We start from the raw sequence: 18,760 nt of genomic DNA, 5'->3' as shown, positions 1-18,760 counted from the left end.
ATGGCGTATCAATTTGACTTTGTTCCGGTGCTGGCCAACACCGACCTGTTGTTGCGGGGTGCGCTATTTACCCTGGAATTGACGGCTATCGGCGCGATCCTCGGCGTCGCCCTGGGCACCGTCGGTGCAGTAGTGCGTGCCTGGAAAATCCAGCCTCTGGCCTGGTGCTTTGGGGTCTATGTCGAGTTGATCCGCAATACGCCATTCCTGGTGCAGCTGTTCTTCATCTTCTTCGGCCTGCCGTCGTTGGGATTGAAAATCACCGAATGGCAAGCCGCCGTACTGGCGATGGTGATCAACCTGGGGGCTTATTCCACGGAGATCATCCGCGCGGGCATCCAGGCCGTTCCTCGCGGGCAACTGGAAGCCGCCGCCGCACTGGCGATGACCCGCTTCGAAGCCTTCCGTCATGTAGTGCTGCTGCCGGCGCTGGGCAAGGTGTGGCCAGCCCTGAGCAGCCAGATCATCATCGTGATGCTAGGGTCGGCGGTGTGTTCGCAGATCGCCACCGAAGAATTGAGTTTTGCCGCCAACTTCATCCAATCCCGCAATTTCCGCGCCTTTGAAACGTATGCCCTCACCACGCTGGTGTACTTGTGCATGGCGCTGATGATTCGCCAGTTGCTCAATTGGATCGGCCGTCGCTTTGTGATGAGGAATAGCCGATGAGTGATTTTTCATTCTGGGACATTGTGCGCAACCTGCTTACGGGCCTGCAGTGGACGTTGCTGCTGTCGCTGGTGGCATTTATCGGCGGCGGCCTGATCGGTTTGCTGGTGATGACTCTGCGCATCAGCAGCAAGGCATTTCCACGCAATGTTGCGCGGACCTATATAGAGCTGTTCCAGGGCACACCGCTGTTGATGCAGTTGTTCTTGGTGTTTTTCGGCATCGCGCTGCTCGGCGTGGATATTTCGCCCTGGCTGGCGGCGGCGATCGCCCTGACTTTGTTTACCAGTGCCTACCTCGCCGAGATCTGGCGCGGCTGCGTCGAGTCAATCGCTCATGGGCAGTGGGAAGCCTCCGCCAGCCTGGCACTCAACCCGCTTGAGCAACTGCGTTATGTGATCCTGCCTCAGGCCCTGCGTATCGCCGTGGCGCCGACCGTGGGGTTCTCGGTACAGGTCGTAAAAGGCACCGCCGTGACCTCGATTATCGGCTTCACCGAACTGACCAAGACCGGCGGCATGCTCGCCAATGCCACGTTCGAGCCCTTTATGGTCTACGGCCTGGTGGCCCTTGGTTACTTTTTGCTCTGCTACCCCTTGTCCCTCAGTGCGCGCTACCTGGAAAGGAGACTGCATGCCTCTGCTTAGAATTTCGGCCCTGCATAAGTATTACGGCGACCATCATGTCCTCAAAGGCATCGACCTCACGGTTGAAGAAGGCCAGGTCGTGGCGATCATCGGTCGCAGCGGCTCGGGCAAATCCACCTTGCTGCGCACCCTCAATGGCCTGGAGTCGATCAACGATGGGGTGATCGAAGTCGACGGAGAGTACCTCGACGCCGCACGCGCCGACCTGCGCAGCCTGCGGCAGAAAGTCGGGATGGTGTTCCAACAGTTCAACCTGTTCCCGCACCTGACCGTGGGCGAAAACGTCATGCTCGCGCCCCAAGTGGTGCAGAAAGTGCCCAAGGCCAAGGCCGCCCAACTGGCTCGGCAAATGTTGGAGCGCGTTGGGCTGGGTGAGAAATTCGATGCCTTCCCCGATCGTCTGTCCGGCGGCCAGCAACAACGGGTCGCCATTGCTCGCGCCCTGGCCATGTCGCCCAAGGTGCTGTTGTGTGACGAAATCACCTCGGCCCTGGATCCGGAACTGGTCAACGAGGTACTCAGCGTGGTGCGCCAGTTGGCCAAGGACGGGATGACGCTGATCATGGTGACCCACGAAATGCGCTTCGCCCGGGAGGTCGGTGATAAGTTGGTCTTCATGCACCAGGGCAAGGTGCATGAAGTGGGCGATCCCAAGGTATTGTTCGCCAACCCACGTACCCCCGAATTCGCGAACTTTATCGGCTCAGTGGAGCAGTCGGGCTGACCAGCTCGAAACGGCCCCTCCCCTCCAGCACCGCGTGACTGCGCACCTGCAGGGCGTCGGAGGGCAGTTCGGTGTCGATTTGCACCTGGGCGGTCAAGCGCTTGCCAACCGCCCGGGTGGACAGTACCTGCCCTGGCAATAGCTGCCCGCCAACGGGCTCACCGGCAAGCTGTACCGGCGCCCACTCGACAGCATGCCCATCCACCTGGGCCTGCTTGAGTGTCAGACGGAAGTGCCCCTGACGGCCAAACCGGAAACCTTGCCCATCGGCTGCTCCGACAAATCGCAGCGCGATGGTCGCAGGCTCCATGCACAGCACGCTCAAGTGCAACATGCGCGTCCCCAGTACGAGGGTGGGGCTGTGTGTCAGCGGCTCATTGCGAATCACCCCATAGTCGACCGTCGGCTGGCTCACGGACAACCGGCAGTTCTGCGCCTGTACTGCCTCGCTCATCGCCATCGTGCAGAACAGTAAGAGGCCCAGTTTCTTCAGCTTAACGGCCATGGCACACCGCCGATGTTGTCTCGTAGAACGTGTCATTGTCGGGCTGGGTCCCAGGAGTAAGCCTGAGCTGGCAAGTAGAAGAATCCGACAAAGAAACCCGCAACGCCTGGGAGTCGTTCATGTCATTCAGGAAAATCATGCCGTCACCCACGACGCTGGTCAGGAAACGGTTGTTTTTATCGAACACCGAAGCACCCTGAGGCAATGGTCGGCCCTGTTCATCGGTGCCGGTGACCAGCACCCGGCGCACTTTCACCACGTCGAACGCTACGCTGTTCACCGACCCGCGGGCGGCAGCGAGGGTGTGCGTGCCGTTCTTCAGGTCCACACGTTTGGGCAAGGACTGGGTCTGTACTTCGATACGACTGTCGGTATAGGCCGGCAACCCGGGGATCACCGCCTGCCCGCTGAAATCGGTCCATACCGGGCCGTGCGGGGTACTGATTTTGGCGGCTCCGATATCGCCCACCGAGACAATGCCAAAGGTGTCCTGCACGGCATACGGCGAGAACGTCAAACCGCCTCCGTGGGCCACGACGCCGCCGCGCAACTGCCCGGAATAATCGGTGCCCTGGGGGTTGCGACTGACCCCCATGCCCACTCGGGTGTAGCGTGGCATCAGGTCCAACTGACCGCGCAACGTTTGCTCCCGCGCACTGAGGTCACGCTCGACGCCCACTTCGTAGTTCACGTAGTCGTTGACCCGCTCGGTAAGGGCGGTGCCAGCCCGCGCGCGGTCCCCACGCCGACTGATATAGCTGTTGACCCGACGATCACCGCCCAGGGGCACGGTCACCTGCAAGCGCACAGACAGATCATCGTCGGGCGCCGAATCACGCCGGCTACCGCCTTGGGTAACGTCATGCCGTTTGCGGGTGCCACCCACCTGCGAATCGGCGATCAAGGTGACGTCGGCATGGCTGAATGAGCGGTTCCATGAGGCGAACAGATGCTCGGTGGTGTGCCCGTCGAATGAGTTGCTGCGCGTATAGCCCAAAGAGAATGCCCCCAGCGCGGGGTCGATCCAGCTCACTCCGGCGGTGTATTGATGCTTGAAACGAGAGTCCAACTCATCGGTCTTGGACGAGCGACCCGCCTCAAGCACTTCGCGATAGCCACGCGTCTGGGTGGTAGCGCTGAGGCTCAGGTCCATATCGGCGGACACCGGGCTGCTCACGCTTAGGCTGCTGCGTGAACCGGACACCGCATTAAGACTATCTCGGGAAAGGTTATGGCGAGCACCCACGTTCACGCGTTGGAAAAACACGCTGCTCAGCGTGCCTCCGGCCGCCCAGTAATCATCGGTACTCAACAGGCCAAAGCCGGCGGATGAGTCGCGCCCCAGGCCCCAGGTGCCACTGCCCATGGCGACGATGGGTGACGGCGCGTCTTCATGGGTGTTCTCACGCACCTTGCCCAAGGCGAAGTAATAGCCGGGTGCCGCGGGAGCAGCACCGGCAAACGAAGCCGCCGGCACCACAAAACTGCGCGTGCCTCCTCGCACATCGATCACGCTGACTTCCAGGTCGCTGGTGCCATTGAGCAGCGGCAAACCGGTCAACCGAAAAGGCCCTTCGGGCACCAGCGTGCTATGGATCAAGGCACCCGACTGACGCACTTCGATCCTCGACTGGCTCTGGGCCAGCCCCTCAACCACGGCATTGTTGCTGCCCGCCGGCACGCGGGATTGACCATCGGGGAAAAACTGCACACCGGACAGTTGGAGGCCACCGAACTGCGGGTTATTGCTGGACAACTGGCCGACCTGGAAGGTCGATTGCAACGCGCCGATATCCCGCTGGGCATAGGCATTCAAATGTTCGGCGCGGGCCTCGCCATTGTCGGACACATAGTATTGGCGACTGCGAACGATCCAATCTCCGAGGTTGAACCCCGCCTCGGTATAAGCCGATACGAACCGGCTCGCACCGCTGCGCGAATGGCTATCGAACCCCTGCACGTCATAGTTGAACAGCGCCGCCGCCCCGCCCCGGGCAAAGTGCCCAGCCTCCCATTGCGGCTCGCGCAGCGCCTGCGTCGGCACCACCAGCGCAACCTCATCGTTACCGGGCCGCAGCCGCACCATCGTATTAGGGAAAGCCCCCAGGAAGTCATGACAGGCCTGAGTCGCATCAGCCGTCTCTTGGATAATGCCACTCGGTTTGACCAACCCGGCCTTATCGAGCAGCCCGGCGGTAAAACACAGTTGCCCATGCGCATCGAACCGCGCCTCCACCAACCCGAGCGGGTTGCCATTGAGCCGCAACCCGACCACATGCACACCCTCACGAAAACGCGGGGCCGTGCGGAAATAGTCGGAGACCTTCGGATCAATACCGTGGGCAGTCAGCGCCGCCAGGTCAAACCCCTCGCCCAATTCCAGGGCAGGCAGCGCGCCAGGCAAACTCCACAAAGTCGCGACCCCCATCAACAGCGTGGGCCGACAGGGCCAGAGCGATGCCAGAAGTCGGTTACTCGACAGGTTTATCATGAGTCGATCAACCCTCGCCGGCATTGATCAAAGCTCGGTAGTTGTCTGCGGAAAAACCGTAGACAGTGGCGGGCTGAATCTCTACAGCAGCCACCCCCTCCAGAGCGCCTTCGACGCTCAATGTCAGCGCCTCCCCCGGCAAAATGTAGGTTCGGGGCAATGTTGCCAGGGCCTTCTGTGGCAGCAGCAGCACCTCCGGCGCTAGACGCACGACGTAGGCACTGTCGTTGTGAACGCTGAGCGCCTCGCCCACGTGCTTCCACTTCAGCAGTTCCCAGGGGCTGTGATGCAGAGGCAGACCGCGCGGATGCAGGATCAGCGGCAAGTTCTGCCGCAAGGTGATACCGATGGTCGCACGGCCTGGCGCACGGGCCTGGGGGATGCCTTCGAAGGACACGCGTTTCAATCGCTGGGTTTTCAGCGGCTCCTTCAAGGTGCCGATGAAGCGCACCAACTGAGTTTCGCCCGCCTCCACGCGCGTAATGGGCGGCGTCACGATTAAAAGCGGCTCCACATCTTCCGGTACGTTTTCGATCACCGAGTGAAGCAACGCCGGCGTCGCGTCAGTATTTTTGATAGATATCGTCGCTTCGCCCTGGTCTTCATAAAATACAACTACCGTGGTCTCCGGCAACATGCCGTCTGCTATCACAGCACCGCTAAACCAAAGGCAAAAACTGGCACATAACACACGCGCACTATTTATTACTGAAAGACTAAGCACTCAGTGTTCCCCACGCCCTTTAAGTTGACCATTGATAGCCAAGCCACCCCCTATAAAAACAGCCGATCGGAAATAGGAAACTTCTGATCGGCCGCAAATAAGTGGCTTAGATGTAACTCAACTCAAGCGTCGCACGCCCATCCAGAACGGTATCGCGCGACAGGTCCAGGTCCTGGCCCCGATTAATGACGGCGCGCACTTCGAGGGTGCCGGTCAGTTGACTGATCGCGGCTGGAGTGACAGCCGTGGTGCTGCGCCAGGAATACTGACTAGGGGCCTGGGCCACTTTGCCATCCGAGTTTTGCCAGGCGCCGGTGCCGACACGCACGATGGGAGCCAGCGTGCTGGTGGACGAACGCAGGTCTTTGAGGGTGATGGCGAAACCACCGGTCCTGCGGCCGCCAACGGCACCCAGGCCATAGTTGTGGGCTTCGGTATAGCCGGCCCCCAACGCATTGAGGATGCCAGGCACCTTGCTGGCGCCCTGCAGGTCGACGAACTTCAATCCGAACTTGGCTGGGGTAGTGCCGCAGTTGATGCTTAGGGGAGCGGTCTTGGGCAGCAATGGGTTGAACGCCGTTGGCAGCAATTGGCCGGAAGGGATGGTGCCGTAATCGACAATGCCGCCACCGGTCATGCTGAGGTTGCAGGCAGCGGGTTTGATCGTGCCCCTGACGATCAGTTCGGCGCTGCTGGAAGCGTGGGCGTTGATGGCCGCAGCCAGGCAAGCGATACCGAAAGTCAATCCAACAATCTTTTTCATAAGGGTCCTGTCACAGAAGTTATCAGGCGCATTTATTTATTGTTCCTAACGGCAACAATAAATAAATAACACCACGGCACTATTGCCGAGTGACAGTCTGTCCTTTTAGCACCCGACTAAAAAATGAGACAACACCTCAGTTACTGTGGGAGCGATAAAAGATTATTGTCGGCCAAGCGCAAACCCAGGGTAGGCCCCGACAAGGCAATAAATAAAATACCGACATGAAAGGTGTAGGCAAAATCATAATTCGCACTACAACAGGCAAAAGTTAAAACTTCCTACAAGAACACACGAGGACGCTACAGCGACCAAGAAAGATAACCTACTTTTCCTACAGCCAATTCTTATGGGCGGCCTCGGCGCAATTCCCTAAGCACTACGCGTTGGCGTCAGCGGTCGATCGTGGCACGATGGCGAGGTTATCGACCGAGACCCCCAAACCATGCCGCAATCCCAAGCCAAGAATCTGTCCCTGATCGCCGCCATCGACCTGGGCTCCAACAGCTTTCACATGGTCGTGGCCAAGGCCCAGAACGGTGAGATCCGCATCCTTGAGCGGCTCGGCGAAAAGGTGCAACTGGCCGCCGGGATCGACGACGAGCGCCAGCTCAATGAAGAATCCATGCAGCGCGGGCTCGATTGCCTCAAGCGTTTCGCTCAACTGATCAACGGTATGCCCCTGGGCGCCGTTCGAATCGTAGGTACCAACGCCCTGCGCGAAGCGCGCAACCGTGGCGAATTCATCCGCCGCGCCGAAGAAATCCTCGGCCACCCCGTGGAAGTCATCTCCGGCCGTGAGGAAGCACGCCTGATCTACCTCGGCGTGTCACACACCCTGGCCGATACCCCCGGCAAACGCCTGGTGGCGGACATCGGTGGCGGCAGTACCGAGTTCATCATTGGCCAGCGTTTCGAGCCGCTGCTGCGCGAAAGCCTGCAGATGGGCTGCGTCAGCTACACCCAGCGTTATTTCAAGGACGGCAAGATCACCCCGGCGCGCTACGCCCAGGCCTATACGGCTGCGCGGCTGGAGATCATGAGCATCGAGCACGCCCTGCACCGCCTGACCTGGGATGAAGCCATTGGCTCATCCGGCACCATCCGCGCCATCGGCCTGGCTCTCAAGGGGGGCGGGCACGGCACCGGCGAGGTCAACGTCGAAGGCCTGGCGTGGCTCAAGCGCAAACTGTTCAAGCTGGGGGATGCCGAAAAAATCGACTTCGACGGCATCAAGCCCGACCGACGCACGATCTTCCCGGCCGGCCTGGCGATTCTCGAAGCGATTTTCGACGCCCTCGAACTGCAACGCATGGACCACTGCGATGGCGCCCTGCGTGAAGGCGTGCTGTATGACCTGCTGGGCCGTCACCACCATGAAGACGTGCGTGAGCGCACGCTCAGCTCATTGATGGAGCGTTATCACGTCGACCTGGAGCAAGCGGCCCGCGTTGAACGCAAGGCGCTGCATGCCTTCGACCAAGTGGCCGAGGACTGGGGCCTGGAAGACGGCGTCTGGCGCGAACTGCTGGGCTGGGCGGCCAAGGTGCATGAAGTGGGCCTGGACATCGCTCACTACCACTACCACAAGCATGGTGCTTACCTGATCGAGCACTCGGACCTGGCCGGTTTCTCCCGGGAAGACCAACAGATGCTCGCGCTGTTGGTGCGCGGCCATCGCCGTAATATCCCCAAGGACAAATTCGCGGAATTCGGTGACGACGGCATCAAACTGATTCGCCTGTGTGTGCTGCTGCGTTTTGCGATCCTGTTCCACCACATCCGTGGCACGCAGGAGATGCCCCAGGTCAAACTGCGGGCCGATGGCGACAGCCTGGAAGTGATGTTCCCCAAAGGCTGGCTGGAGGAAAACCAGCTGACCCAGGCGGATTTTGCCCAGGAAGCAGAATGGCTGACGCGGGTGGGGTTCAGTCTGAACCTGCGCTAGAGAACACCAAAAACAAATGTGGGAGGGGGCTTGCCCCCGATGAGGGAGTGTCAGTCAACAGATTCATTGACTGCTCCACCGTCATCGGGGGCAAGCCCCCTCCCACCTTTCAGACATCGTCGGTTTTTAGTTCACCGCCAGGATCGGGCTACCCAACTTTTCCAACAACGTTGCCTGCGCGCTGCGCGGGTTCTGGTTGCCGGTCGGGGTGTTGCGCACGTAGCGCCCGTCGGACTGCAGGCTCCAGCTGTGGGTGTTATCGGTCAGATAACTCTCCAGCTCTTTCTTGACCCGCATGATCAGCTTCTTGCCTTCCACCGGGAAACAGGTCTCGACGCGCTTATCGAGGTTGCGTTCCATCCAGTCGGCGCTGGAGAGGAACATCTGCTCTTCGCCGCCGTTGAGGAAGTAGAACACGCGGGTATGCTCCAGGAAGCGACCAATGATCGAACGCACATGGATGTTGTGCGAAACCCCGACGATTCCCGGACGCAGGCAGCACATGCCACGCACCACCAGGTCGATACGCACACCGGACTGGCTGGCCTTGTACAGCGCACGGATGATTTTCGGGTCGGTCAACGAGTTGAACTTGGCAATGATGTGCGCCGGTTTGCCGTCGAGGGCGAACTGGGTTTCGCGGGCAATCATGTCGAGCATGCCCTTCTTCAGGGTGAACGGCGCGTGCAGCAGCTTCTTCATGCGCAAGGTCTTGCCCATGCCGATCAACTGGCTGAACAACTTGCCGACGTCCTCGCACAAGGCGTCGTCGGAGGTCAGCAGGCTGTAGTCGGTGTAAAGCTTGGCGTTACCGGCGTGGTAGTTGCCGGTGCCCAGGTGGGCATAACGCACGATTTCGCCGGCCTCGCGGCGTAGGATCAGCATCATCTTGGCGTGGGTCTTGAAGCCCACCACGCCGTAGATCACCACCGCACCGGCCGCTTGCAGACGGCTAGCCAGTTGCAGGTTGGACTCTTCGTCGAACCGCGCGCGCAGTTCGATAACCGCGGTGACTTCCTTACCGTTACGCGCGGCGTCCACCAGCGCATCGACGATTTCCGAGTTGGCGCCGGAGCGGTACAGGGTCTGGCGCACCGCCAATACATGGGGGTCCTTGGCGGCCTGACGCAGCAGGTCCACCACAGGCGTGAACGACTCGAAGGGGTGCAGTAGCAGAATGTCCTGCTTGCTCACCACGCTGAAGATGTTCTCGCTGTTTTGCAGCAGCTTGGGGATCTGCGGGGTGAACGGCGTGTATTGCAGCTCCGGGTGGCTGTCCAGACCGGTGATGCTGAACAGACGCGTGAGGTTGACCGGGCCATTGACCTGATACAGCTCGCTCTCGCCCAGGTTGAACTGCTTGAGCAGGTAGTCCGACAGGTGTTTGGGGCAGGTATCGGCCACCTCTAGGCGCACCGCATCGCCGTAGCGCCGCGAGAACAGCTCGCCGCGCAGGGCACGGGCCAGGTCTTCGACGTCTTCGGAATCCAACGCCAGGTCGGCGTTACGGGTCAGGCGGAACTGGTAGCAGCCCTTGACCTTCATGCCTTGGAACAGGTCATCGGCGTGGGCGTGGATCATCGACGACAGGAATACATAGTTGTCGCCAGCGCCCCCCACCTCTTCCGGTACCTTGATGATCCGTGGCAACAAGCGCGGCGCCGGGATAATCGCCAGGCCGGAGTCGCGGCCAAAGGCGTCGATGCCTTCCAGTTCGACGATGAAGTTCAGGCTCTTGTTCACCAGCAGCGGGAACGGGTGAGTCGGGTCAAGGCCGATGGGGGTGATGATCGGCGCGATCTCGTCGCGGAAGTAGCGACGCACCCAGGTCTTGATCTTGGTGGTCCAGTGACGGCGACGGATAAAGCGAACCTGATGCTTTTCCAGTTCCGGCAGGAGAATGTCGTTGAGGATCGCGTATTGGCGATCCACATGGCCGTGGACCAGCTCGCTGATGCGCGCCAGCGCCTGGTGCGGCTGCAGGCCGTCGGCGCCGGCCTGTTCGCGGGCAAAAGTGATTTGCTTTTTAAGGCCCGCCACGCGGATTTCGAAGAACTCATCCAGGTTGCTGGAGAAGATCAGCAGGAACTTCAGCCGCTCCAGCAAGGGATAGGACTCATCCAGCGCCTGCTCCAACACGCGAATGTTGAATTGCAGTTGCGACAGCTCGCGATGAATGTACAGGCTGCTGTCATCCAGGTTGACCACCGGCGGCGCCGGGGCTGGCACCGGCACTTCAGCAGCGACGACGGGCGCGAGCGGCTCATGTTCCGGGGGTGTCTCGGAGACTTGCTCCACCACCGGGTGGGCGTCTTTTACGGCAACTTCGGAGAGTCCTTCGGTATTCATCGAGTGTCCTGTGAGAGCTACGGTTGCGCTCTAAGCAATTGGGCGGCGCGGGCGGCAAAGTAGGTCAGAATGCCATCAGCTCCGGCACGTTTAAAGGCAGTCAGGGATTCAAGGATCACTCCCTCACTCAACCATCCATTCTGTATTGCGGCCATGTGCATCGCGTATTCGCCGCTGACCTGATAAACGAAGGTCGGCACCTTGAACTCCTCTTTGACCCGATAAAGGATGTCCAGGTACGGCATTCCGGGCTTGACCATCACCATGTCAGCCCCTTCGGCCAGATCGGCGGCCACTTCGTGCAAGGCCTCATGGCTGTTGGCCGGGTCCATCTGGTACGAAGCCTTATTGGCTTTGCCCAGGTTCAGCGCCGAGCCCACCGCGTCGCGGAACGGGCCGTAGTAGGCGCTGGCGTACTTGGCCGAGTAGGCCATGATCCGCACATTGACGTGACCGGCCAGCTCCAGGGCTTCGCGAATCGCCTGGATGCGCCCGTCCATCATGTCCGACGGCGCCACCACCTGCGCCCCGGCCGCGGCGTGGGACAGCGCCTGCTTGACCAGCGCATCGACGGTGATGTCGTTCTCAACATAGCCGTCGGCGTCCAGAATGCCATCCTGACCATGGGTGGTGAACGGGTCCAGCGCCACGTCGGTGATCACCCCCAGCTCCGGGAAGCGTTCGCGCAATGCGCGGGTGGCGCGCTGAGCAATACCTTGCGGGTTCCAGGCTTCGGCAGCATCCAGGGACTTGAGTTCAGTGGGCGTGACGGGAAACAACGCCAGCGCCGGAATACCCAGTTCAACCCAGCCAGCCGCCTCCTCAAGCAGCAGGTCGATGGTCAAACGCTCCACCCCCGGCATCGACGCCACAGCTTCGCGGCGGTTCTCACCGTCCAGCACAAACACCGGCAGGATCAGATCATCGGTCGTCAGCACGTTTTCACGCACCAGGCGGCGAGAAAAATCATCACGGCGATTGCGACGCAGGCGGGTAGCGGGGAACAGGCGATTGGCAGGGGTAAAGCTCACGACAGACTCCTGAGCCCGGGTTCACGGGCGAGCGTTGCAGTTATAAGCGGCCATTATGACGAAGGAATGACAGTTGTGCTTATCGATGCGACCTGTCGTCGCATTCGTCGTTTATGTAGGAATTGTTCACTTCGTGACACATCTCGATACTTTCATGAATGTTCGCGAAGGCGTAGGCTGCGCGTTCATTTCGCCAGCACCCAGACCATGCTTCAACAATTTCTGCATGACTTCGGCTACTTTGCCCTCTTCCTCGGCACCTTCTTCGAAGGCGAAACCATCCTGGTGCTCGCAGGCTTTCTGGCGTTCCGTGGTTACATGGATATCAACCTGGTGGTGGTCGTTGCCTTCTTCGGCAGCTACGCCGGCGACCAGCTCTGGTACTACATGGGACGCAAGCATGGCCGCAAGCTGCTAGCGCGCAAGCCGCGCTGGCAACTGATGGGTGACAAGGCTCTGGAGCATATCCGCAAGCATCCGGACATCTGGGTGCTGAGCTTTCGTTTCGTCTATGGCTTGCGCACCGTGATGCCGGTGGCGATCGGGCTGTCCGGCTACCCGCCGTTGCGCTACTTGATCCTTAATGGCATCGGTGCCGCGATCTGGGCCGCCGCGCTGGGCGCAGCGGCTTACCACTTTGGCGCCGTGCTCGAAGGCATGCTCGGCAGCGTCAAGAAGTACGAGCTGTGGGTGTTGGGCGCATTGCTGGTACTGGGTTTTGGCCTGTGGGTGCGCCGCCGCTTCAAAAACGCGCGTATCGCCCGTCAGGCATGCGCCGACGCACAAGCCCAGAGCGCTGCCGAGCCGGTGCCGGTGGAGAAACCTAAGACGCCAGTCGAGTAAGCCGGCTTCTGCAGCAGTAGAGGCCGATCATGCTGAGCAGGCTATAACTGGCCAGGCCCAGCCAGCCCAGGCTGCTTGCCGGCCATAGCCCGACCAACGGCGCCAGCCATACCAGCGGCGCATTCAGCGCCAGGCGCAGCAGCTCAGCCTTCAACGCCCACGGGCGATTCTCCAGGGCCACGCCTAAGGTAAACAGCCCCAACGCCATCGCCCCCCAGCCCAGGACCAGCGCCGCCGTGGGCAGACCTTCGCCGACGTTCATCAAGTAACTGCCAAACCCCACATACGCCGCAAATTGCACGGCGACGTACACCTGCTGACGCACATCCAGCGGCACTTCGTATTTGCGGAACTGGCTCAAGTCGGGCTTGGCCAATGGGTATTTGGCCTTCACATCCGCCGGGCGCCAGCCGGTGCGCATAAACCAGATACGCAGCTTGTCCCACAGGCTCTGCGTTCGCCGCGCATCGCTACACAGTTGCGCATAGAACTGCAGATTGGCCCACAGCGGGTTCCAACTGGCCAGGGGCGTGGTCACGCCGAAAATCACCGGTTCGTTTTCGTCTTCTTCTTGGAAACTGCCGAACAGGCGGTCCCAAATAATGAACACCCCGCCGTAGTTGCGATCCATGTAGAGAGCGTTCTGTGCATGGTGGGCCCGATGATTGGACGGAGTAACGAAGAACCACTCGAACCAGCCGAGCTTGGGCACATGCCGTGTATGGACCCAGAATTGATACAGCAAATTGAGCGACGCCACGCTGATAAACACCACCAATGGCACGCCGGCCACCGCCAGGGGCAGGTAGAAGATCCAGCTCAGCAGAAACCCCGTGCTGGTCTGGCGCAGGGCGGTGGTGAGGTTGTAGTCCTCGCTCTGATGGTGCACCGAGTGCGCGGCCCACAGAATATTGCGCTCATGCCCCATGCGATGCAGCCAGTAGTAGCAGAAGTCATAGAAAACAAAGGCGAACAGCCACGTCCAAGGGCTCTGCGCCGGCAAATCGAACAGCGCCAGATGCTTGAGAGCGAACGCGTAGGTCAACACGCCCACGCCCTTGGTCAACAGGCCCGTGGTGGTAGACAGCACACCGGTGCTCAGGCTGTTGATGGCATCCGCCACCCGGTAATTGCGCTGTCCGCGCCAACGGTCGGCAAGCAGCTCCACCACGATCAAGGCAATGAAAAACGGTACCGCGTAAGGCACGAAGTCCATGGGCAAGTCCGGTCTATTTTTGTTACATCAAGATTAGGTGCAGCGCTGTGAGATCCCATTGGCAACAGGTTACAAATTAGTAGACATTTAACGCCAAGAACCCAGGAGAAATGCCCATGAGCAAAAAGATTGCAGTGATCCTTTCCGGCTGCGGCGTGTACGACGGCGCAGAGATCCACGAAAGCGTGATCACTTTGCTGCGCCTGGATCAGCGCGGCGCTCAGGTCCAATGTTTCGCACCCGATATCGAGCAACACCACGTCATCAATCACCTGACCGGCGAGGAAATGCCAGAAACGCGCAACGTGCTGGTGGAGTCGGCGCGCATCGCCCGTGGCGAGGTGAAGGACATCAGCCTGGCCAATGTCGACGACTTCGATGCTCTGATCGTACCCGGCGGGTTTGGCGCGGCGAAGAACCTGTCGAATTTTGCCAGCGAAGGCACCGCATGCAGCGTCAACCCGCAGGTACTGGCGTTGGCGGAGGCCTTCGCCGAGGCGAGCAAACCCGTAGGGCTGATCTGCATCTCGCCGGCCCTGGCCGCGAAGATCTACGGCCCGGGCGTAACCTGCACCATCGGCAACGATGCCGACACCGCAACCGCCCTGGGCAAGATGGGCGCCACTCACCAGGAGTGCACGGTTGAAGACATCGTCGAGGACAAAGCGCGCAAACTGGTAAGCACGCCGGCCTATATGTTGGGCAAGAACATCGGCGAGGTGGCGTCAGGCATCAATAAGTTGGTGGATCGCGTGCTGGAGCTGACCCACGAGAACGACGAGTGATCGCCTGACCGGCCCGATGCGGTAAGCCGCTCCACCCTCAACCCTGGCGCATCAGTTGCGTAAGGATTCGGTCCAGCGCATTGGCAAACGCCTGCTTATCCTTCTCCCCATGGGGCGGTGGTCCGCCGCCCATCTGGCCCTGTTCACGCAAGTCGGTGAACAGGTTGCGCACCGCCAACCGCTCGCTCATGTTCGCCGGGCTGAACTCCTTGCCTCGCGGGTCCAGCGCGGTGACGCCCTTTTTCACCAAGCGATCGGCCAGTGGCACGTCGCTGCAGATCACCAACTCGCCGGGCACCGCGTGCTCCACCAGGTAGTCATCGGCGGCGTCCGGGCCGCTGGGTACCACGATCAGCTTCACGCAGGCAAAAGCCGGCTTGATCTGGCTCTGCCCGGCCACCAGCACCACCTCGAACTGGCGCTTGAGGGCGAACTTCACCACCAGGTCCTTGGCCGCGCGCGGGCAGGCGTCGGCATCGATCCAGACGCGCACGGTTATACCGCCACTCGGCGCTTCTCGGCCAAACGACTGCGGCCGTACAGCACCACAATCGCCAGGATCGCCACCACCTGCGCACTCAGCGAGTAAGCGTCGGCGTGGATGCCCAGCCAGTCGAAGTCAAAGAACGCCACCGGCCGTGTACCGAAGACACCCGCCTCCTGCAATGCCTTGACACCATGCCCAGCGAACACCACCGACAGCGCGCACAGCAGCGCCGCGTTAATACCGAAGAACAGCGCCAGCGGCAGCTTCGCCGAGCCGCGCAGGATCACCCAAGCCAAACCCACCAGCAGCACCAGTGCGGTGGCGCCCCCCGCCAGCACTGCGTTATGCCCAGCCGGGCCGGCTTGCAGCCACAGGGTTTCGTAGAACAGGATCACTTCGAACAGCTCGCGGTATACCGAGAAAAACGCCAGCACCGCAAAACCGAAGCGCCCACCGCCGCCCACCAGGCTGCTCTTGATGTAGTCCTGCCAGGCCGCTGCGTGGCGCCGGTCGTGCATCCACACTCCCAGCCATAGCACCATCACGCTGGCGAACAACGCCGTGCACCCTTCCAGCAATTCACGCTGGGCACCGCTGACATCAATCACATACGCCGCCAACGCCCAGGTAGCCAGGCCGGCCAACAGCGCCAAACCCCAGCCGGCGTTGACGCTACGCACCGCCGATTGCTGGCCGGTGTTACGCAGGAACGCCAGGATCGCCGCCAGCACCAGGATCGCTTCCAGGCCCTCACGCAGCAGGATCAGCAAACCGGAGATATAACTCAACGACCAGCTCAGGCCATCGCCACCGAGCAAACCGGCCGATGCGGCGAGCTTGGCCTTGGCCACGTCCAGGCGCTGCTGCACTTGATCGATCGGCAACCCGTCCTGCAACGACTGCCGATAGGCCATCAGGGCCTTTTCGGTGTCTTTGCGCACGTTGGCGTCGACGTTGTCCAGGGAGCTTTCCACCAGCTCGAAGCCTTCCAGGTACGCCGCTACCGACAGGTCATAGGCTTGTTCGTGATCGCCATTGCGGTACGCGGCCAGGCTCTTGTCTAAGGTGCTCGCGGTGTAGTCGAGCAACTGTGCCGGGCCGCGCTTGACCTGCGGCGGCTGCGCACGCTGGGCGCGGAAGGTCGCGGCAGCTGCGGCACCGTCAGCGGCCAGCACTTCATTGGGGGTACGACGGGCCAGGTCGGCGAGGTTGAACGGCTGCTCGCTCTTGGCGGCCGCCGGGTCGGCGGTAAATTCGGCGATGTAGGTGGCCAGGTCCCAACGCTGGCGGTCATCCAATTGATCGGCGAACGCCGGCATGTCGGTGCCTTCGACGCCCAGGCCCAAGGTGTTGTAGATCGCGTAGAGACTCAGGCGATCCAGCCGCGCGGCGTCCCGCAGATTCGCCGGCGGCGGCGTAAGGCCCACACCTGCCGGCCCATCGCCAGCGCCAGAATTGCCGTGGCACACCGAGCAATGCTGGGCGTAGAGGGGTGCACCGCGCGTTGGGTCGGGCGTGATGGCCGGGGCCTGGCTCACTTCATAAGCCACCGCCAACTTGGCGCCCAATTGCCGAGCCTGTCGGGCAACGACGGCACCGTCCTGACGAGCGGTCACCGCCACGCTCAATTCTTCGACGCCCGTTACCAGTTCGGCGCGTTCCGGCTTGGCCGGCAAGTCCGCCACCAAACCCTGCAACACCCCAAGGAACTCAACTTGTTCACGGTATTCCGAAGGGTCCACCACCTTGCCCGCGTCCACCGTCGGCGGGTAATCCGCACCGATGTAGTCCAGCAAATGCAGGGCTTGGGGCGCGCCCTCGGCCGTCGCGGCCAACAGGTTGAAGCTGCACGACATCAACGCCGGCAACACCAGCCAGGCGAGAAAACGGTGGGGGGCAGTCATGAATGAATCTCAAAGGGAAATACGAAGTAACACATTGTTTAACGTTAAAGGCTTTGACTCAAGCCGTTCGTGATTTAGCACACCTGAGCGCAACCGTTTAATCCGCCAGTAGTGGCATTTTTGTCGATCGCATCACAGCAAAAAGCCATTGTTTTGCCAGTTATGGCGCCTATAATGCCGCGCCCTGTTAGTGCGAAAGGGAATGTCATTCCGGATTTTTATGCGAAATGACCACATTGGCTGACAACTTTCAGGGAAGAAATCTGCATGGCATTTCGCGCTTTAACCCCGCTCACGCTCGCGGCGGTAACCTTGCTGTCCGGTTGTTCGATGTTCCGCAGCTACGACACCGAGCTGCAAGCCACTAACCAGCAACTGGCCACCGGCAACGTCGATGCCGCCCTGACCTTGCTGGAGAAGAACAACACCGGCGAAGACAAAGACCTGCTCTATTTCTTCGAAAAAGGTGAATTGCTGCGCGCCAAAGGCGACCTCACCGGCAGCCAGACCGCCTGGCGCAGCGCCGACCTGCAAGTCTTCAAATGGGAAGAGTCGGTCAAGTTCGACAGCGCCAAGTACCTCGCCCAGTTCGGCAGCTTCCTGGCCAACGACAAGGTTCGGCGCTACGAAGGCTACGACTATGAAAAAGTCATGCTGACCACCCAGATGGCCCTGAACCTGCTGGCCGTGAACGACTTCGACGGCGCCCGCACCGAGATTAAGAAAACCCACGAACGCGAAGCAGTGATCGCCGAGCTGCGCGATAAGGAATACCTCAAGCGCGAGGGCGAAGCCGAGCGCGAAGGCGTGACCACCCAGTTGAAAGACCTGAACGGTTACCCGGTGGAAGCCCTGAACGCTCCGGAGGTGGTCGGCCTGAAAAACAGTTACCAGAGCGCGTTCAGCCATTACCTGGCCGGCTTCGTCTATGAAGCCCTGGGCGAAAAAGACCTGGCCGCCCCTGGCTATCGCAAGGCAGCCGAATTACGCCCTAACACTCCGCTGCTGGAACAGGCCTTGCGGGACCTGGACAAGTCCAAGGTCGGCGCCAATGAAACCGACGTGCTGATTGTGGTCCAGAGCGGCCTGGCGCCGGCCCGCGACTCGATACGCCTGCCGTTGCCGATCCCGATCAACGGCAACCTGGTGATTACCCCGCTGTCGTTCCCGGTGATCAAAGCCGACACCTCCACCGCCACCTTCGCCCAGATCGGGGTGGACGGCCAGCAACAGAACCTCACCGCGCTCAACAGCACCACTGCCATGTCCCGCCGCGCCCTGCGTGACGACATGCCGGGGATCATCCTGCGCACTACCGTACGCGCGGTCAGCCGTGGTGTGGCGCAGAACAACCTGAACAAGACCAACCCCATGGCGGGCCTGGTGCTGGGCATCGCCTCGGCCGTGACCGAAGGCGCCGACACCCGCACTTGGCGCACCTTGCCGGACATGACCCAAGTGACGCGCCTGCGCCTCAAGCACGGCGAGCACCAGGTCAGCCTGCCCAACGCATTGGGCGGCACGCTGGTGACGGTCAAGGCCGATCAGCGCTACCAGGTGATCACCCTGCGCATGGTGGGCAATCAGGTGTTCGCCGGCGGCCTCGCGGCCCATGTGGTGCCGAGCAACACGCCCCAGGCGATCGCCACCCTCAAACAACCTTAAGGAGCACGC

16 protein-coding genes are annotated in these 18,760 nt (G+C 61.0%); 7 read left to right on the top strand and 9 right to left on the bottom strand.

Annotation, left to right across the window (positions count from 1 at the left end):
• From QRN41_RS03165 to QRN41_RS03155, 3 genes are read left to right on the top strand one after another with little or no spacing between them, the layout of a single operon-like run.
• Positions 1-669 (top strand): amino acid ABC transporter permease, encoded by a 669-nt coding sequence (locus QRN41_RS03165; RefSeq protein WP_034139750.1) that lies wholly within the window; start codon positions 1-3, stop codon positions 667-669.
• Positions 666-1,316: an amino acid ABC transporter permease gene (locus QRN41_RS03160; RefSeq protein ID WP_034115425.1), complete on the top strand. Its 651-nt coding sequence runs from the start codon at positions 666-668 to the stop codon at positions 1,314-1,316. The genes QRN41_RS03165 and QRN41_RS03160 overlap by 4 nt, the downstream gene beginning before the upstream one ends.
• Entirely contained in the window at positions 1,303-2,040 is a 738-nt protein-coding gene (locus tag QRN41_RS03155) for an amino acid ABC transporter ATP-binding protein (RefSeq protein ID WP_034101404.1), read from the top strand. Before QRN41_RS03160 ends, QRN41_RS03155 begins: the two co-directional genes overlap by 14 nt.
• Here the strand turns inward: QRN41_RS03155 and QRN41_RS03150 are convergent.
• The 4 genes from QRN41_RS03150 to QRN41_RS03135 all read right to left on the bottom strand — a co-directional run bounded on the left by QRN41_RS03150 (position 2,012) and on the right by QRN41_RS03135 (position 6,523).
• The gene (locus tag QRN41_RS03150) at positions 2,012-2,545 is read right to left on the bottom strand and encodes a DUF1120 domain-containing protein (RefSeq protein ID WP_034139751.1); all 534 of its coding nucleotides are present in this window, start codon (positions 2,543-2,545) and stop codon (positions 2,012-2,014) included. The two genes, QRN41_RS03155 and QRN41_RS03150, sit on opposite strands and share 29 nt — an antisense overlap.
• On the bottom strand, positions 2,535-5,036 hold the full coding sequence (locus tag QRN41_RS03145; protein WP_285421144.1) for a fimbria/pilus outer membrane usher protein: 2,502 nt from the start codon (positions 5,034-5,036) through the stop codon (positions 2,535-2,537). The genes QRN41_RS03150 and QRN41_RS03145 overlap by 11 nt, the downstream gene beginning before the upstream one ends.
• A gap of 7 nt (positions 5,037-5,043) precedes the next feature.
• Positions 5,044-5,742, bottom strand: a complete 699-nt coding sequence (locus tag QRN41_RS03140) for a fimbria/pilus chaperone family protein (RefSeq protein ID WP_318253860.1) — start codon at positions 5,740-5,742, stop codon at positions 5,044-5,046.
• A 124-nt stretch (positions 5,743-5,866) separates the two neighbouring features.
• The gene (locus QRN41_RS03135) at positions 5,867-6,523 is read right to left on the bottom strand and encodes a DUF1120 domain-containing protein (protein WP_167416999.1); all 657 of its coding nucleotides are present in this window, start codon (positions 6,521-6,523) and stop codon (positions 5,867-5,869) included.
• A 445-nt stretch (positions 6,524-6,968) separates the two neighbouring features.
• Here QRN41_RS03135 and ppx point away from each other — a divergent pair, with 445 nt between their 5' ends.
• A complete protein-coding gene (ppx, locus tag QRN41_RS03130; RefSeq protein WP_034139755.1) occupies positions 6,969-8,471 on the top strand; it encodes an exopolyphosphatase in 1,503 nt (500 codons plus the stop codon).
• A gap of 126 nt (positions 8,472-8,597) precedes the next feature.
• Here ppx and ppk1 read toward each other — a convergent pair whose 3' ends face one another.
• Positions 8,598-10,820 carry a polyphosphate kinase 1 gene (gene ppk1, locus QRN41_RS03125; RefSeq protein ID WP_034139756.1) on the bottom strand — a complete coding sequence of 741 codons (2,223 nt, stop codon included), beginning with the start codon at positions 10,818-10,820 and terminating at the stop codon, positions 8,598-8,600.
• Between the two features lie 17 nt (positions 10,821-10,837).
• The gene (gene hemB / locus QRN41_RS03120) at positions 10,838-11,851 is read right to left on the bottom strand and encodes a porphobilinogen synthase (RefSeq protein WP_034101411.1); all 1,014 of its coding nucleotides are present in this window, start codon (positions 11,849-11,851) and stop codon (positions 10,838-10,840) included.
• Between the two features lie 207 nt (positions 11,852-12,058).
• Here hemB and QRN41_RS03115 point away from each other — a divergent pair, with 207 nt between their 5' ends.
• Positions 12,059-12,694, top strand: a complete 636-nt coding sequence (locus QRN41_RS03115; RefSeq protein ID WP_034115429.1) for a DedA family protein — start codon at positions 12,059-12,061, stop codon at positions 12,692-12,694.
• On the opposite strand, the gene QRN41_RS03110 is transcribed toward QRN41_RS03115, so the two are convergent.
• Positions 12,675-13,910, bottom strand: a complete 1,236-nt coding sequence (locus tag QRN41_RS03110) for a sterol desaturase family protein (protein ID WP_173603570.1) — start codon at positions 13,908-13,910, stop codon at positions 12,675-12,677. The genes QRN41_RS03115 and QRN41_RS03110 overlap by 20 nt on opposite strands.
• 116 nt (positions 13,911-14,026) lie before the next feature.
• On the opposite strand from QRN41_RS03110, the gene elbB reads away from it, so the two are divergent.
• A complete protein-coding gene (gene elbB / locus QRN41_RS03105) occupies positions 14,027-14,695 on the top strand; it encodes an isoprenoid biosynthesis glyoxalase ElbB (protein WP_167416997.1) in 669 nt (222 codons plus the stop codon).
• 37 nt (positions 14,696-14,732) lie between these two features.
• Here the strand turns inward: elbB and QRN41_RS03100 are convergent, their stop codons facing one another.
• Both QRN41_RS03100 and QRN41_RS03095 read right to left on the bottom strand, forming a co-directional pair.
• Positions 14,733-15,188, bottom strand: a complete 456-nt coding sequence (locus tag QRN41_RS03100; RefSeq protein ID WP_034101415.1) for a YaiI/YqxD family protein — start codon at positions 15,186-15,188, stop codon at positions 14,733-14,735.
• A 2-nt stretch (positions 15,189-15,190) separates the two neighbouring features.
• Positions 15,191-17,086: an FTR1 family protein gene (locus QRN41_RS03095; RefSeq protein WP_167416996.1), complete on the bottom strand. Its 1,896-nt coding sequence runs from the start codon at positions 17,084-17,086 to the stop codon at positions 15,191-15,193.
• 267 nt (positions 17,087-17,353) lie between these two features.
• On the opposite strand from QRN41_RS03095, the gene QRN41_RS03090 reads away from it, so the two are divergent.
• Entirely contained in the window at positions 17,354-18,751 is a 1,398-nt protein-coding gene (locus tag QRN41_RS03090; RefSeq protein WP_285421143.1) for a COG3014 family protein, read from the top strand.
• Positions 18,752-18,760 lie beyond the last annotated feature (9 nt).

Source organism: Pseudomonas sp. efr-133-TYG-23, from assembly GCF_030209215.1.
In the GTDB taxonomy this organism is placed as follows: Bacteria; Pseudomonadota; Gammaproteobacteria; order Pseudomonadales; family Pseudomonadaceae; genus Aquipseudomonas; species Aquipseudomonas rhodesiae.
Note: the sequence above shows the minus strand (reverse complement) of the source record. Positions and strands in the feature narration are given on the sequence as shown.

What these genes read in the sequence shown, in the direction of transcription:
- QRN41_RS03165 (WP_034139750.1), top strand. Translation starts at nt 1, where the DNA reads ATGGCGTATCAATTTGACTTTGTTCCGGTGCTGGCCAACACCGACCTG.
- QRN41_RS03160 (WP_034115425.1), top strand. Translation starts at nt 666, where the DNA reads ATGAGTGATTTTTCATTCTGGGACATTGTGCGCAACCTGCTTACGGGC.
- QRN41_RS03155 (WP_034101404.1), top strand. Translation starts at nt 1,303, where the DNA reads ATGCCTCTGCTTAGAATTTCGGCCCTGCATAAGTATTACGGCGACCAT.
- QRN41_RS03150 (WP_034139751.1), bottom strand. Translation starts at nt 2,545, where the DNA reads ATGGCCGTTAAGCTGAAGAAACTGGGCCTCTTACTGTTCTGCACGATG.
- QRN41_RS03145 (WP_285421144.1), bottom strand. Translation starts at nt 5,036, where the DNA reads ATGATAAACCTGTCGAGTAACCGACTTCTGGCATCGCTCTGGCCCTGT.
- QRN41_RS03135 (WP_167416999.1), bottom strand. Translation starts at nt 6,523, where the DNA reads ATGAAAAAGATTGTTGGATTGACTTTCGGTATCGCTTGCCTGGCTGCG.
- ppx (WP_034139755.1), top strand. Translation starts at nt 6,969, where the DNA reads ATGCCGCAATCCCAAGCCAAGAATCTGTCCCTGATCGCCGCCATCGAC.
- ppk1 (WP_034139756.1), bottom strand. Translation starts at nt 10,820, where the DNA reads ATGAATACCGAAGGACTCTCCGAAGTTGCCGTAAAAGACGCCCACCCG.
- QRN41_RS03115 (WP_034115429.1), top strand. Translation starts at nt 12,059, where the DNA reads ATGCTTCAACAATTTCTGCATGACTTCGGCTACTTTGCCCTCTTCCTC.
- QRN41_RS03110 (WP_173603570.1), bottom strand. Translation starts at nt 13,910, where the DNA reads ATGGACTTCGTGCCTTACGCGGTACCGTTTTTCATTGCCTTGATCGTG.
- elbB (WP_167416997.1), top strand. Translation starts at nt 14,027, where the DNA reads ATGAGCAAAAAGATTGCAGTGATCCTTTCCGGCTGCGGCGTGTACGAC.
- QRN41_RS03095 (WP_167416996.1), bottom strand. Translation starts at nt 17,086, where the DNA reads ATGACTGCCCCCCACCGTTTTCTCGCCTGGCTGGTGTTGCCGGCGTTG.
- QRN41_RS03090 (WP_285421143.1), top strand. Translation starts at nt 17,354, where the DNA reads ATGGCATTTCGCGCTTTAACCCCGCTCACGCTCGCGGCGGTAACCTTG.